The following is a 15,227-nucleotide window of genomic DNA, read 5'->3' on the forward strand; positions in this document are numbered from 1 at the left end:
TTGTTGCGATCAGGCGGTCAGCGCCAGCCGCTTCCGTCGAGCCGGCAAGGCCGGCGCGGCTGCACCGTCGAGACGGAAAATGCTTACCAGCTGGGCCAGGCGTTCCGCCTCTTCCTCCAGCGAGGCCGCGGCCTGGCTGGCCTGCTGCACCAGCTCCGCATTCTGGCGCGTGGCGTCGTCGATCTGGCCGATCGCACCATTGACCTGCTCGATGCCGGCATTCTGTTCCGCGGACGCATGGCTGATCTCGGCCATGATGTCGGTTACGCGCTTGACCCCGGTGACGATCTCGCCCATCGTCGCGCCGGCCTGATCCACCAGACGGGCGCCGGCGTCGACCCGCTCGACCGAGCTGCCGATCAGGACCTTGATCTCCTTGGCCGCCGCCGCCGAACGCTGCGCCAGGTTACGCACCTCGGTCGCCACCACGGCGAAGCCGCGGCCCTGCTCGCCGGCGCGGGCGGCTTCCACCGCCGCATTGAGTGCCAGGATATTGGTCTGGAAGGCGATGCCATCGATCACACCGATGATGTCCACGATCTTCTTCGACGATTCATTGATCGCCGCCATCGTGCCCACCACCTCGGCCACGACCTTGCCGCCGCGCTGCGCCACTTCGGAGGCCGATTCCGCCAGCATGTTCGCCTGGCGCGCATTGTCGGCATTCTGGCGCACGGTGCCGGTCAATTGCTCGACCGAGGCGGCAGTGGCCTGCAGGGTGCCGTTCTGGCGTTCGGTGCGGCCGGCCAGGTCGCGGTTGCCGTCCGCAATCTCGGTCGATACGGTGCCGATCGCCAGTGTGCCGGTGCGCACCTGGGCCACGATGCGCACCAGGCTGTCGCGCATGCCCTGCATCGCGAACAGCAGGCTGCCGCGGTCGCCCGGGCGGGTGACAATCTCCACGCCCAGGTCGCCGCTGGCGATGGCGCTGGCGATCGAGGCCGCATAGTCCGGCTGGCCGCCGAGCTGGCGCAGCAGGCCGCGGCTGATGTACCAGGCCGCCAGCGAACCGGCCGCGATCGCGCCCGCGCACAGCAGCGCCATCCAGCCGAAGAAACCCTTGGCCATGCGGCGCGCCTCGGTGGCGGCCTCGTTGCTCAGCTTTTCCTCGAGATCGATCAGGCGGTTGATGCTGGCCAGCCAGGCGGTGAAAGCCGGCGCCGCCTCTTGCGCCAACAGCGTGTTCGCTTCGAGGGCCTGCCCGGCTGCGTGCAGCGCGACCACGCGCGCGATCAGCGGCTTGGTTAGGCTTTCCTGGGCCTTGATCGCGGCCAGCGCTTCCTTCTCTTCCGGCAGGATGTCCTTTCGTTCATTGAACAGCGCATCCAGAGGGCCGGCGGAGCGCGCATAGTTGTCGTCCAGCGTGCGGATCAAGGCGATCGGCGCGCTGGCGCCAGCCGCGTCCGACGCCAGCGCCACGTCGCGCAGGGCGATCGCGCGGTCGTGCACGCTGCCACGGAAGTTGATGGCGTGGCGCTGCTTGACGCTGTTGACCTCGTTGATATGGTTGAGGACACTCTCGATCCGGCCCACGCGGTTTACTGCCAGCGCGACCAGGGCAATCATCAGTAAGAAAACGGCGCCGTAGCCGAATGCCAGCCGGGCGCCGATGGTCAGGTTCTTGGTTTTCATGTGGGCGAGAAGTCGATCAATAAGGTTGCAAGAAAATACATAGGTATTTCCTATTGGAAACCATTCGACTATAGCATGGCGTTGTAGATTGTGCTTACAGCGCCAGGCCTATCGTGCTCTACCCTATTTGAGCAAGCTGTCCGCCGTCACGAAGGCCGGACGGATGTCGTTCGGCACCGCCTTCAGCTTGTCGAGCGCCTTGCGCACCTCGGGGCGGATCACGACGTACTTGTCCATCATCGCCTTGGCGCGCGCATAGTCGCCGGTGGCCTCGATGGTCAGGAATTCGCGGTCCAGGTCGATCACGGCCCCTTTGATCTTCTTGAAGTCGACCGAGAAGGTGCCGTCGTCGTGGGCGACAAAGCCGCCCTTGTCGAGCAGGTAGTTGACCTGGATCGCCATGCCGCGCGCGTGCGACGAACTCAAGCCGAAGTGCAGGGTGCGGAAGCTCGAGGCCAGGAAGGTGTTGTACAGCTTGCGCTCGGCCGCCGCGCCCTGCCCCAGCGTGTCCTTCAGCAGGCCCTTGTCCATCATGTACTGCAGCGCCCACAGGCCGGTGATGTCGGCCTTGGCTTCCTCGATGGTCGAATAGGTTTCCTTCAGATCCTGGCGCGGGGTCGAGTCCTTGCCGTCCTTCTTCGTGTGATGCGGTCCCAGGCCGTGCATGATCTCGTGCGCCAGGATGTGGGTGAAGAAGGAATCGAAGTCCAGGTCCTTCTGGTCAGCGGGCTTGAGCACCTGCTTGCTGATCGGGGTGAGCGTGGACGCGAACTTGGCCTGCTGTACGTTCTTGAGCATCACGCGCTTGGAGCCGCGCTCGCGGATCACGCGCTCGTCGTTCGGCAGGTTGTAGGCCGCGGTCTGCACGCCCATATTGCCGTCGCCGGCGCCGTACACCTCATTGACCACCACCATCGGCGCGATGGCGCCGACCTTCGGGTTGCGGTACTGCTTGTCGAGCGGGAGGTTGTCTTCGAGTTCCTGCAGGTGCTTGCCGAAGAAGTCCAGCTTGGCCGTTTCCTTCGGATCGCGGATGCTCACATAGGCCTCGAAGGCGGCCTTGTAGCCGAACAGCTCGTCGTTATAGGTTTCATATGGCCCGATGGTCACGTCGACCGGCGAGTCGAGGTCCATCCAGGCGAAGTCCGAAGCCAGGTAGTCGTTGGAAAGAAAGGCGTCGGCGCGCAGGCCCAGGAATTTCTTGAGCGAGGCGTTATCGGTGGCTGCCGCCGCGTCGCGCAGCAGCTTCGCCAGCTTTTCCAGTTCGGGGCGGTACTCGTCCGAATACTTCACGGTGCGCAGCTTGCCGTCCGGGTCCGTGCGGATCACGGTGAAGAACCACTGCGCCTCTTTCATCTGCTCGGGCGCCAGGCCGTCCATCCAGTTTTCCAGCGACGCCTTGGTAGCGCCTTCCGGATAGAAGTTGGCGCCCTCGGGCTTCTTCGCCGGAATCCTGATGCCCGCATATTCGGCCGGCATGAACGAAGCATTGTTGTCGAGGTTCGACCATGGGCCCTTGTTGAGCCAGAACGCATTCAGGCGCGCGCGGCCGAGCGGCGTGGTGTCTTTCCTGAGCGCGTTCCACAGCGCCTCGTTGTGGGCCCAGCGCTGGCGCAGCTGCAGCGTGTCGATGATCTTGGCCGCTTCGATCAGCTTGACGATGGCGGCGCGGTCACCCTTCCCTAGGTGCGACACGTCGGCGCGTAGCTCGACCGGCGCGAAGCGTTTCGACATGGCGTGCAGCTGGTCGGCGCTGGCGACCGTTGGCGCCGTTTGCGCGTACACAGCCGGTGCGAATATGGCGCCGATAACGGCGCACAAGGCGAGCGGTGCGAAGATTTTTTTCATGGTCTCTCCCAAATCCTGAATGGTAACCAGATGATTATCGCACCGTCGCCAGCGCCTCTCCCTGCTCCCAACCGCCGCCGAGCGCACGCGCCACCGCCACCGTCGCCAGCAGGCGCTGGGTGCGGATCTGGGCCGCGGCGCGGTCCGCCGCCAGCGTGCTGCGCTGGGCATCGGTCACGTCGAGATAGGTCGATACGCCGCGCTCGTAGCGCGCCTGCGCCACCAGCAGCGCGCGCGCCGCGGCCTGTTGCGACTGCGCCTGCACCTCGCCTTGCATCTGGCGCTGCTGCAGGTCGGACAGCGCATCTTCCACCTCGCGCAGTGCCGTCAGCAGCTTCGTCTGGTGATTGGCCACCGCCTCGTCATAGCGCGCCCTGGCCAGCGCCAGGTTGGCGCGATTGCGTCCGCCATCGAAGATCGGCAGCGACAGCGCCAGCGGGCCGGCCGAGAACTGGCGCGCACCGCCGTTGGTCAGGTCGTTCAGGCTTTGCGAGGCATAGCCGAAATTCCCGGTAAGCGACAGCGCCGGATAGAAGGCGCCTTCGGCCACGCCGATCTGCGCATTGGCCGCCTTCAGCTGCGCCACGCTGGCCGCCAGGTCGGGCCGCTGGCCCACCAGGCTGGCCGGCAGGCCGACGGGAATCGCGGGCGGCTGCGGCAGTTGCGCGGTCGCGGTTTTCATCTGCCCTGTGGCTATCAGCGGCGCGCTGGGCGTGCTGCCCACCAGCGTGGCCAGCGCGTGCTCTACCAGATTGCGCTGGCGCTGCACCTCGTGCAGGTCGGCTTCGGCGTTGGCGCGCTCGATGCGCGCACGCGACACGTCCAGCTCGTTCGACAGGCCGGCATTGAAGCGGGCCTCGACCAGCTGCTCCGACTCGCGGCGCGTAGCCAGGGCGCCTTCCAGGATCGCGCGCTCGGCGTCCAGGCCGCGCAGCTGCCAGTACGACGAGGCGACCTGGCTCGACAGCAGCAGGATCACGCCATCGCGATCGTCCTGCGCCGCCAGCGCCTGCGCATCGCTGGCCTCGACCACGCGGCGCACGCGGCCCCACAGGTCGAGCTCATACGACAGCGAGGCGCCGACGCTGTAGTTATTGCCCTCGATCGAGCGGCCGCCCAGGGCCAGGCCCTGCGAAGTTTCGGCCGAGGTACGGGCACTCGACACACCGGCGCCGACCGAGACGCTCGGCAGCTGGCCGGCGCGCACGACGCCGAGTTGCGCCTGCGCCTGCAGCAGGCGCTGGGCCGCGGCCTGCACGCCCGGATTGTCGCGCAGCGCGCGCGCCTCGAGGCCGTCGAGGGTAGCGTCATGGAACACGGTCCACCAGGCGGCCGGCAGGCGCGCGCTGTCGCCGCCCGCTTCGAGATGGCGGAACGCCGTTTGCGCCGGCGCGTCCGGCGCCTTGAAATCCGGGCCGAGCGTGGTGCAGCCGGAGACCAGGGTAGCGATCGCGAGGACACAGGCGAGAGGTTTGAACATGGTTGATCTCTTCATTCGATTCAGTATCAATGGGCGCCTGAGCCGCCACCCGGCGACTTGACCTTGTCGGCCATCCAGATCGCCGCGATGCAGCCGAGCAGGATCATGCCGATGATCCAGAAGCCATCGTTATAGGCCATCACATAGGCTTCGCGCCGCACCAGGCGGTCGACCACGGCCAGCGCTTGGGTTGAGGCGCTGGCCGGATCGATGCCCTTGGCGATGAAGCCCTGGGTCAGCGCGTCCAGGCGTTCCTGGGTTGCAGGCGCATAGACCGAGACCGCTTCGCCCAGGCGCGCCGAGTGGAAGTGTTCGCGGTTGGTAAGCGAGGTCGCCAGCAGCGCGATGCCGATCGAGCCGCCCAGGTTGCGGGTCATGTTGAACAGGCTCGAGGCCGAGCCCATGTCGCGTGGCTGCAGGCCCGACATCGCGAAGTTCGACAGGGTCAGCATCACGAACGGCTGGCCGATGGCGCGCACGACTTGCGTCCACATCAGCTGGTCATAGCCGGTGGTGGCATCCATGAAGGAATTCATGATGCACGAGATGCCGAACATGAACAGGCCGAAGCTGCACAGGATGCGGTTGTCGACTTTCGATGACAGCTTGGCCGCGAACGGCATCACCAGCAATTGCGGCAGGCCGACCCAGGCGATCACTTCGCCGATCTGCATCGGCGTATAGCCGGCGATCTGGCCCAAGTAGAGAGGCAACAAGTAAGAGGAACCATACAGGCCCATGCCGATCACCGCGGACAGCGTGGTCGCCACCAAAAAATTACGTTGGCCGTAGAGGCGCAGGTTGACGAACGGTTCCGGCTTCGAGAAGCTCAGCGCCACCCAGCCCAAGAGGCCCGTGAGCGAGAGCGCGGCGAAGGCCACGATGAAGCTCGAATCGAACCAGTCCTTCGAATTGCCCTCTTCCAGGAAGATCGTCAGGCAGGCCAGGCCCATCGCCATCAGCACGATGCCCAGCCAGTCGGCCTTCACCAGCGTTCTGAGGTTGGCCTTCTCGGGGTTCAGGCCCCAGGCCATGCCGGCGATCAGCAGCACGCCCGGCACCCAGTTGATGTAGAAGATCGACGGCCAGCCATACAGCTCCGACAGATAGCCGCCCAGGGTCGGGCCCATGGCCGGCGCCAGGGTCGCGGTCAGGCCGAAGATGGCCATGCCGGTGGCGCGCTTCGATGGCGGCAGCAAGGTCATCACCAGGGTCATCGCCATCGGGATCAGCGCGCCGCCGGTAAAGCCCTGCAGCATGCGGAACACGATCATGCTCTCCAGGCTCCAGGCCGCGCCGCACAGGGTCGAGAACACCAGGAACAGCGCGGTGGTGCCGATCATGTAGTTGCGCACGCCGAAGGCGCGCGAGAACAGCGCCGTCAGCGGGATCACGACGATTTCGGCGCACAGGTAGGCGGTCGAGATCCACGAGCCTTCTTCCTGCGTGGCCGACAGGGTGCCGAGGATGTCGCGCAGCGAAGAGTTGGTGATCTGGATGTCGAGCACCGCCATGAAGGCGCCCAGCATGCCGGCGGCGATCGCGATCCAGGTGCGCATGTCCACGGCTGCGCCATTCACCGGTGCGCCCGGCACAGCACCCAAGGTCGGGCCGACTGCGGCAGGTTTGCTCAGGGTAGTCATGGCAAGCGCTTAGTGGACGGCGGCGGTCTGGGTCGGTTTGACGTCCTGGCCCAGTTCGACCTCGGCCACCACCGACATGCCGGGCACCAGGCGGCCGGCGTATTTTTTCACATCCTGCGGGTCGAGCGTGATCTTGACCGGCACGCGCTGCACGATCTTGGTGAAGTTGCCGGTCGCGTTATCGGCCGGCAGCAGCGCGAACTGGTTGCCCGAGGCCGGGGCGAAGCTGTCCACGCGGCCCACCAAGTGGTGTTCCGGCAGCGCGTCGACGTCGAGATTGACCATCTGCCCCGGCGCCAGGCCGGCGAGCTGGGTTTCCTTGAAGTTGGCGACCACCCACACATTGTCCTCGACCACGGCCAGCATCGCCTGGCCCGGCTGCACGCGGGCGCCGACTTCGACGCTGCGGCGGCCCACGCGGCCGTCCACCGGCGCCACGATGCGGTTGTAGGCCAGCTGCTGCTGCGCTTCCTTCCATTGCGCCTGCAATACCTTCACCTGCGCCTTGAGCACGTCGCGGCCCGCCTCGGCGGCGCCGATCTGGGCTTGCGCGGCGGACGCATTGTCGCGGCGCGCGGCCAGGTCGGCCACGGCGGCGTCGCGCGCGGCGCTCGACGCATCCACCTCGGCCTTCGAGACCGCCTTCATGGTGTCGTTGTACAGCTGGCCGAAGCGCTCGGCATCCTGGCGCGCCCGCAGCAACTGGGCCTGGGACTGCTTGACCTGGGCGCCGGCCGCTGCGGCCTGCGCGCGCACCTGTTGGATCTGGGCCTCGGCCTGGCCGACCTGCTGCTGCATGCTGGCGATCTGGGCTTCGATCTGCTCGACGCGCACGGCATGGTCGACCGGATCCAGCTCGGCGATCGTGTCGCCCGCCTTGACCAGCTGGTTGTCGTCCACCAGTACCTTGGTCACCACGCCGGCCACGCGCGACGACACCTGGTGCACGCGCCCGGTGACATAGGCATTTTCGGTCTCGACGAAGTGATGGCTGCGATACCACATGCGTCCGCCGGCGCCGATCGCCACCAGCGCGATCAGGCCGACCACGGCCAGCACGCGCTTGTTGGGCCCGCTCTTGCCGGGCGCCCCGCCCGCTGGGGTTTGTGCCGCGGGCGCCTGCCCTGCCGTGCTGTGCATCTCTGCCATGGAAAAGCTCCGGAAAATGAAATGAAATGGATTCATCGCATTATTTGCCAGCAATACACGGAAGTCAAGAAATGAAACGGTTGCGTTTCATTTTAGTTTGCACTAGAGTCTTTGCCATGAGCAAAGCACAGAATGAAACAGTGACGGCCGTCAAATCCGCCGGACGCCCGAAGGCGTCGGAAGTCGAGGCCCGCACCCAGGAATTGATCCACGCGGCGGGTTGCCTCATCCTGCGCCATGGCTATACCAGGGTCAGCCTGGAAGCCATCGCCCGCGAGGCGCGGGTGGCGGTGCGCACGATCTATGTCAAGTTCGGCGGCAAGGCCGGCCTCCTCAAGGCAGTGCTCGCCTCACGGCGCGAACGCCTGTTTGCCGGGCACAGCATGGACGCCGACACCCGGCCGCTGCGCGAGATCGTCGACGACTTCGCGCGCGACTTCTACGATATGCTCGTCGAACCCGATGCGATGGCCATGCAGCGCGTGGTGATCGCCGAAGCCGGCAGCAATCCGGAGCTGGCGGAGGCTTTCTATGAAGGCGGGCCGCGCCTGACGCGCGAGATGCTGTACCGCTTCTTTTCGCGCCCGGACATCCGCAGCCAGCTGCGCGACGACGTGCCGCTGGACTTGCTGCCCATCCACCTGATCGGCTGCATCAGCGGCGATCCGATCGGACGCTTCCTGTTCCCCGACACCCAACCCACGCGCGAGGAGACGCGGCGCGAGCTGGCGGCGCGTCTTGAACTGTTTTATGCAAGTGTCCTGAAGAACCGATGAGCTAATAAGTGCGGCATCGCACGGACACGACATGGCATTTTGTGGCACTCTGTAAGCCTTCACAGAGGATGTCGTGAATATCAATAACAGCGGTGAGACCGCGAGGAGAAAGCATGAGCAAGTCGTCCAGATACGAATGGCGTGATCAACAAGCATCGCTGCAAGAACGCATGAAGAACTTCATCGAAAATCCTGGCGCCGACCAGATGGAAGCGGTCATCGCTGATATGCGCACCTATGCCGCCGCCGCCAAGGCCGGCACGATCGATATTCCGGAGCGCTTTGTCAGCTTCGGCTGAAGCAAGGTCGCCTTCATTACAATGCCGTCCGGTGCAAGCCGGGCGGCATTTTTCATGTGCACTGCCCTTCAGATTGCCGACACCGGCACCGGCCTGGCCTGCTCTTCCACATCGTGCACGCGCGTGAGCAGGTGTACCTTGCGCGGCGCGCGGTGGCGCTCGTGCAGTTCGCGGGTCAGCACCTCGACCCGACGCGGCCGCACCGCCACCTGCTGCGGATCGACGGTGCCGATGGCGCCCGGCACGTACTGGCTGAACTGCGAAGCCAGCAGCTGGGATACGGTGCCGGTGATAGTCGCCGGCGCGCCATGGACCGTGGTATGGAGTTCGAAACAGCGGGTTTCCGGTAACACGTAGACGGTCCCGACGTACTCGTTGCAGTGCTCATCCATCATGCCCTCCTGAGCTGAACACGGACGCGGCAAGTCGGCTTGCCGCCGCATTCTTCCATCATAGGCTTTTGGCGACCGCTGGCAAGCGGCGCACGCCGGCAAGGCAACTGGCGCCGCATGCCTGCAACTCGCGCCGCCAGGCGCCGCTTCGTCGCAAACCGCGGCGAGGGACGGTTCGCGCTTCCAGAATGGCCCTACCGACCACTCAACGGAGACTTCCATGAACCGCTTTGCCCTCCTGCTTGCCCTGCTGTCCAGCGCTGCCGCCAGCCACGCCGCCGACCTGTCGATCCAGGTCGACGGCGCGCGCGGCGACGGCGGCGCCGTCCGCGTTGCGCTGTACGACAGCGCCGACCGCTTCCTCAAGCGCCCCGTCCAGGTCGCCAGCGCCGCGGTCGGCGCCACCCTCGAGTTCAAGGGCCTGGCGGCCGGCCAGTACGCCGTCTCCGTGTACCACGACGCCAACGACAACGGCAAACTGGATCAAAACATGATGGGCATCCCGGTCGAGTCAACCGGCTTCAGTAACGATGCGCTGGGCAATATGGGCCCGCCGACCTTCGAGGCCGCCCGCATCGACCTGCCGGCCGAAGGCAAGGCCATCCGCGTCACCCTGCGCTGAGGCCGCCATGGACCGCCGCTCCTTCCTGCATGCCGGCGCCGCACTCGGCGCCCTCGCCCTCGCACCGGCGGTGCGCGCCGACGAGGCCACCTACCAACGCTTCCACGCCGCCCTGGCGCGCGACCCGTCGCTGGCGGTCTACGCCAACCAGGCCGGCAGCCAGGAAGGCGACGCCGCCGTCAAGGGCCGCCTGCCGCGCGACCTGCGCGGCGCCTTCTACCGCAACGGGCCGGGCCGCTTCGAGCTGGGTGGCGAACGCTATCACCACTGGTTCGACGGCGACGGCTTCGCCCAGGCCTGGACCGTGGCCGACGGCAAGGTGCGCCACCGGGGCCGCTTCGTCGAGACCCAGCGCTACCGCGACGAAAGCGCGGCCGGCCAGTTCCTGTATCCGGCCTTCGGCACCCTGGTCACGCGCCGGGGCGTGCGCGACAATGACACCATGAACGCCGCCAATACCAATCTGCTGCCCTATGACGGCCGCCTGTATGCGCTGTGGGAAGGCGGCTCGGCGACCGAACTCGATCCGGCCACGCTGGCCACACGCGGCGTAAAGACCTGGAGCGACGAGTTGCGTGCAATGCCGTTCTCGGCCCATCCCAAGCTCGATCCGCAGGGCGGCATGTGGAATTTTGGCACGCTGCCTGGCGCCAACCGGCTGGCGCTGTACCAGATCGGCGCGCAGGGCCAGGTGCGGCGCACCGCCGTGCTGCCGGTGCCGCAGCTGGCGCTGGTGCATGATTTCGTGGTCAGCGCCAAGCACCTGATTTTCGTGGTGCCGCCCTACGATCTGCAGAACGATCCCGGCCTGAGTTTCGCCGACCGCCATCGATGGGCCGGAAGCGGGAACGGCGCACGTCCGGCGCGGGTGATCGTGGTGGCGAAGGACACGCTGGCGCTGCGCCAGGTGTTCGAGCTGCCGCCGCAGATGGTGTTCCACTTCGGGAATGCGTGGGAAGACGGCGACTGCACCCGCTTCGACGTCGTGCTGCACGAGGGCGACGCACTGGCCGAAGTGGGCAGCGTCATGCGTGGGGAGCACACGCCGCCGCGCAGCCGCACGGTGCAGGTCACGCTGGACTATGCCAGCGGCCAGGCACGCACCGATCGCCTGTTCGGCACCAGCGAATTCCCGCGCGTGATGCCGCAAGTGGCGATGGCGCGCCACCGCCGCCTGGCCCTGCTGGGCGCCAGCGGCGCCTCGCCCGACCTGAGGCTCGACAGCGTCAACCTGGTCGATACAGATAGCGGCAAGGTCGATGGCTACGCCTTCGGCGCCGGCTGGCAGGTCGAGGAGCACGTGCTGGTCCCGCGCCGCAACGCGCGCTCGGAAACCGATGGCTACCTGGTCGGCGTGGCCCAGGACTTGCGCTCCGGGCAGACCGTGATGACGGTGTTCGATGCCGCCGGCGTCAAGGATGGTCCCGTGGCCCTGGCGCGACTTCCCTATCGCGCACCGCACTGCTTTCATGGTAATTTCCTAACAGCATGAATACAGCTACCCCGACCCCGGCGCGCAGGCGCGGCCATCCGCTGGAACTGTTCCCGGTGTTCCGGCGCTGGCCGCGCTCGACCATGCGCGACCTGCTCTACACCGCGCTGTGGAATACCCTGATTGCATTGGCGATCACGGTGGTATTGCAGACCTTCGGCAACTGGCCCTCGTCTTTTCACACCATGTTCGGCTACAGCCTGCTGGCTTCGCAGTGTATCGGCTTCCTCATCCACAGCGCCCTGCGGCTGCTGGAAATAGTCGTGCCGCCGACCGCCAGCCGGCTCGTCGCGCGCCTGCTCGAACTGGCCGCAATCGCCCTGTGCGCCGCCTTCGGCCTCGTCCTGTCGGGCGCCATCCTGCGGGGCGCGCTGCCGGCCATGCATTCCGATGCGTTTACGGGCTTGCTTGCCCTCGGCCTGGTCATCGGCGCGGCCATGCTGGCGGTGCTGATCGCCGGCGAGCGCCGCATCGAGCGCCAGACCCAGGAGGCGCGCCAACATGAGCAGATGGCGACCGCCGCGCGCCTGCTGGCCGAGGCCCAGCTGCGCGCGCTGCAGGCCCAGATCGAGCCGCACTTCCTGTACAACACGCTGGCCAATGTGGTCAGCCTGATCGACAACCAGCCGCTTGATGCGAAACGCATGCTGGAACGCTTCATCGACTACCTGCGCGCCAGCCTGGCCGCCAGCCGCGCCGGCAGCGCCACGCTCGGCGCCGAGCTGGATCTCGCCGCAAGCTATCTCGACGTGCTGGGCGTGCGCATGGGCGCGCGCCTGCGCTGGCGCATCGAGGCGGACGATGCCTGCCGCGCACTGCCGATTGCGCCGATGCTGATCCAGCCGCTGGTGGAAAACGCCGTCATGCACGGGCTGGAACCCAAGGTGGATGGCGGCGAGATCGTGCTGCGCGCCGGCTCGGACGACGGCGTGCTGCGGGTCGAGGTGCGTGACAGCGGGCGCGGGCTGGTGGCCGCGCCGCCACGGCCCGGTGGCGGCGTCGGCCTCTCGAACCTGCGCGCGCGCGTGCGCCAGTTGCACGGGCCAGGCGCCCGCCTGGAACTGCTCGACAACCCCGGCGGCGGCGTAATCGCGCGCCTGCTGCTTCCCCTTTCACAGACCGAGGTGACATCATCGACCGCTGCCTTGCCCTGATCGCCGACGACGAACCCCATCTGCTCGACTACCTGGCCGGCCAGCTGCTCGATGCATGGCCCGGCCTCGAGATCGTGCGCGCCCCCAACGGCATTGAAGCGCTGCGCCTGATCGACGAGCTGGCGCCGCAAGTGGCCTTCCTCGACATCCAGATGCCGGGCCTGAATGGCATCGACCTTGCGGCGCGCCTGTGCGCCGGCGGCAATCCTCCGCGCATGGTGTTCACCACCGCACACGAACATTACGCGGCCCAGGCCTTTGAGCACGAGGCCTTCGATTATTTGCTGAAACCGATACGCCAGGAGCGGCTGGCGCGTACCGTGGAGCGGCTGCGCGCTACCCTTTCGGCACCGGCGCCCGCGCCTGCGTTGCCTGCCGATGCCTTGCAAGCGCTGCTGCGCCAGCTCGGCGCGGGTACGCCGACGCCTGCGGCGGCGCCGCTGCAATGGATCCGTGCGGCCTCGGGCCAGGAAACGCGCCTGATCGCGGTCGAAGAAGTGATCTACTTCCAGAGCAACGACAAGTACACCAGCGTGTTCCTGCCGGACGGAGAAAGCCTGATCCGCACGCCGCTGCGGCAGTTGAAGGAGCAACTGGACCCACAGCAGTTCTGGCAAATCCACCGCGGCGTGATCGTGGCGGCGCGTCACGTGGCGGGCACGCGCACCGACTTTCGCGGGCGGCTGCATGTGAAGCTGAAAGGGCGGGACGAGCAGCTTGTAGTGAGCCGCAATTACATGGATGTGTTCAGGCAGATGTAGTCGGCCACAATTTCCGTTCTTTCATTGGCCCAAAAACGTCGTCCCCGCGAAGGCGGGGACCCAAGTACTGCATGCGCTATCGAAACGCTTACAAACTTGGGTCCCCGCCTGCGCGGGGACGACGTGCGAAAGCTACTGGCTGACGCTTAACGCTTGCGCGGCGGCGGCAGGTCGGTGCAGACGCCTTCGTAGGCTTCCGCCGCCATGCCGATCGACTCGCCCAGGGTCGGGTGCGGGTGGATGGTCTTGCCGATATCCACGCCGTCCGCGCCCATCTCGATCGCCAGCGCGATCTCGCCGATCATGTCGCCGGCATTGGTGCCGACGATGGTGCCGCCGACGATGCGGTGGGTCTCGGCGTCGAACAGCAGCTTGGTGAAGCCTTCGTCGCGGCCGTTGGCCACCGCGCGGCCGCTGGCGTTCCATGGGAAGTGGCCCTTCTCGACCTTGATGCCCTTCTGCTTGGCTTCATCTTCGGTGAGGCCGACCCACGCCACTTCGGGATCGGTGTACGCGACCGACGGAATGACCTTGGCGTCGAAGTGGGTCTTCTTGTCCAGGGCCGCTTCAGCCGCCACGTGCGCCTCGTGCACCGCCTTGTGCGCCAGCATCGGCTGGCCCACCAGGTCGCCGATGGCGAAGATGTGCGGCACATTGGTGCGCATCTGGCTGTCGACCGAAATGAAGCCGCGATCGCTCACCGTCACGCCGGCCTTGTCGGCAGCGATCTTCTTGCCGTTCGGGCTGCGGCCCACGGCCACCAGCACCAGGTCGTACAGCTGCGGCTCTGGCGAGGTGGCGCCGGCTTCGGCGGCTTCAAAGGTGACCTTGATCCCTTCCGGCAGCGCTTCCACGCCGACGGTCTTGGTCTTGGTCATGATGTTGTCGAAGCGGTGGGCGTTGAACTTCTGCCAGACCTTGACGGCCTCGCGGTCGGCGCCCTGCATCAGGCCGTCCATCATCTCGACCACGTCGATGCGCGAACCGAGCGACGAATAGACGGTCGCCATTTCCAGGCCGATGATGCCGCCGCCGATGACCAGCATCTTCTTCGGCACCTGGCGCAGCTCCAGCGCGCCGGTCGAATCGACGATGCGCGGATCTTCCGGCACGAACGGCAGCTTCACCACCGACGAACCGGCGGCGATGATCGCCTTCTTGAAGGCGACGACCTTCTTGGCGCCGTCAGGACCGGTGACTTCGATGTGGTTCGGGGAGAGGAACTGGCCCACGCCCTGCACCACATTGACCTTGCGCGCCTTGGCCATGAAGGCCAGGCCGCCGGTCATCTTCTTGATCACGCCGTCCTTGTGCGCGCGCAGCTTGTCGATGTCGACTTGCGGCTTCTCGAAGGCCACGCCCAGGTCGGCCATGTGCGCGGTTTCATCCATGATGTGCGCCACGTGCAGCAGCGCCTTCGATGGAATGCAACCGACGTTCAGGCACACGCCACCCAGGGCCGCGTACTTCTCGACCAGCACGGTGTTCAGCCCTAAGTCGGCGGCGCGGAAGGCGGCCGAATAGCCGCCAGGACCGGCGCCCAGCACCATCATCTCGCATTCGATGTCGACCTGGCCCGAGTAGCTCGACGCATTCGGCGCGGCGGCAGCCGGAGCGGCCGGCGCAGGCGCCGGCTTGGCTGGGGCTTGCGATTCGGTTGGTGCGGCTGGCGCGGCGGCTGGCTTGTCGGCAGGCTTTTCAGCTGCCGGAGCCGGAGCTGCAGCGCCGGCCCCCGACTCCTCCACCGTCAGCAGCAGCGTGCCTTCGTTGATCTTGTCGCCGACCTTGACCGCGATGTCCTTCACCACGCCCGCGTGGGTCGATGGGATTTCCATGCTGGCCTTGTCCGATTCGACGGTGATCAGGGACTGGTCGACCTTGATCGTGTCGCCGGCCTTGACCATCAGCTCGATCACTTCGACGTCCTTGAAGTCGCCGATGTTCGGGACTTTCACTTCAACAGTGCTCATCAGTGCGCT

At 66.4% G+C, this 15,227-nt stretch carries 13 protein-coding genes; 6 read left to right on the forward strand and 7 right to left on the reverse strand.

The genetic code is table 11. The features are described 5' to 3' along the window. Nucleotides 1–9: 9 nt before the first annotated feature. The 5 genes from SOM61_RS23490 to SOM61_RS23510 form a co-directional block, all read right to left on the reverse strand. Nucleotides 10–1,632, reverse strand: coding sequence for a methyl-accepting chemotaxis protein (locus tag SOM61_RS23490; RefSeq protein WP_320476316.1), 1,623 nt, complete (start codon nt 1,630–1,632; stop codon nt 10–12). Nucleotides 1,633–1,755: 123 nt separating this feature from the next. After that, complete coding sequence (locus SOM61_RS23495; RefSeq protein ID WP_320476317.1) at nt 1,756–3,480, reverse strand: dipeptidyl-peptidase 3 family protein; 1,725 nt, start codon at nt 3,478–3,480, stop codon at nt 1,756–1,758. Between the two features lie 34 nt (nt 3,481–3,514). Further along, on the reverse strand, nt 3,515–4,960 hold the full coding sequence (locus SOM61_RS23500) for an efflux transporter outer membrane subunit (RefSeq protein WP_320476318.1): 1,446 nt from the start codon (nt 4,958–4,960) through the stop codon (nt 3,515–3,517). Between the two features lie 26 nt (nt 4,961–4,986). Beyond that, nucleotides 4,987–6,603, reverse strand: coding sequence for a DHA2 family efflux MFS transporter permease subunit (locus SOM61_RS23505; protein ID WP_320476319.1), 1,617 nt, complete (start codon nt 6,601–6,603; stop codon nt 4,987–4,989). 9 nt (nt 6,604–6,612) lie between these two features. Next, on the reverse strand, nt 6,613–7,752 hold the full coding sequence (locus SOM61_RS23510) for an HlyD family secretion protein (RefSeq protein WP_320476320.1): 1,140 nt from the start codon (nt 7,750–7,752) through the stop codon (nt 6,613–6,615). 116 nt (nt 7,753–7,868) lie between these two features. Here SOM61_RS23510 and SOM61_RS23515 point away from each other — a divergent pair, with 116 nt between their 5' ends. Beyond that, nucleotides 7,869–8,528 (forward strand): TetR/AcrR family transcriptional regulator, encoded by a 660-nt coding sequence (locus tag SOM61_RS23515; protein ID WP_320476321.1) that lies wholly within the window; start codon nt 7,869–7,871, stop codon nt 8,526–8,528. A 113-nt stretch (nt 8,529–8,641) separates the two neighbouring features. Further along, nucleotides 8,642–8,827, forward strand: a complete 186-nt coding sequence (locus tag SOM61_RS23520; RefSeq protein WP_320476322.1) for a hypothetical protein — start codon at nt 8,642–8,644, stop codon at nt 8,825–8,827. A gap of 68 nt (nt 8,828–8,895) precedes the next feature. On the opposite strand, the gene SOM61_RS23525 is transcribed toward SOM61_RS23520, so the two are convergent. Further along, a complete protein-coding gene (locus SOM61_RS23525; RefSeq protein WP_320476323.1) occupies nt 8,896–9,222 on the reverse strand; it encodes a hypothetical protein in 327 nt (108 codons plus the stop codon). 217 nt (nt 9,223–9,439) lie between these two features. Between SOM61_RS23525 and SOM61_RS23530 the strand changes: the two genes are divergently transcribed. The 4 genes from SOM61_RS23530 to SOM61_RS23545 are packed head-to-tail and all read left to right on the forward strand — an operon-like array spanning nt 9,440 to nt 13,248. Beyond that, nucleotides 9,440–9,841, forward strand: coding sequence for a DUF2141 domain-containing protein (locus SOM61_RS23530; RefSeq protein ID WP_320476324.1), 402 nt, complete (start codon nt 9,440–9,442; stop codon nt 9,839–9,841). Between the two features lie 7 nt (nt 9,842–9,848). Beyond that, a complete protein-coding gene (locus tag SOM61_RS23535; RefSeq protein WP_320476325.1) occupies nt 9,849–11,333 on the forward strand; it encodes a carotenoid oxygenase family protein in 1,485 nt (494 codons plus the stop codon). Next, complete coding sequence (locus SOM61_RS23540; RefSeq protein ID WP_320476326.1) at nt 11,330–12,487, forward strand: sensor histidine kinase; 1,158 nt, start codon at nt 11,330–11,332, stop codon at nt 12,485–12,487. The genes SOM61_RS23535 and SOM61_RS23540 overlap by 4 nt, the downstream gene beginning before the upstream one ends. Nucleotides 12,488–12,507: 20 nt before the next feature. Continuing rightward, on the forward strand, nt 12,508–13,248 hold the full coding sequence (locus SOM61_RS23545) for a LytR/AlgR family response regulator transcription factor (RefSeq protein ID WP_320476375.1): 741 nt from the start codon (nt 12,508–12,510) through the stop codon (nt 13,246–13,248). 146 nt (nt 13,249–13,394) lie between these two features. Here SOM61_RS23545 and lpdA read toward each other — a convergent pair whose 3' ends face one another. Then, nucleotides 13,395–15,218, reverse strand: a complete 1,824-nt coding sequence (lpdA, locus tag SOM61_RS23550; RefSeq protein WP_320476327.1) for a dihydrolipoyl dehydrogenase — start codon at nt 15,216–15,218, stop codon at nt 13,395–13,397. Between the last annotated feature and the right edge of the window lie 9 nt (nt 15,219–15,227).

The organism is Massilia sp. CFBP9012 (assembly GCF_034045115.1).
In the GTDB taxonomy this organism is placed as follows: Bacteria; Pseudomonadota; Gammaproteobacteria; order Burkholderiales; family Burkholderiaceae_D; genus Telluria.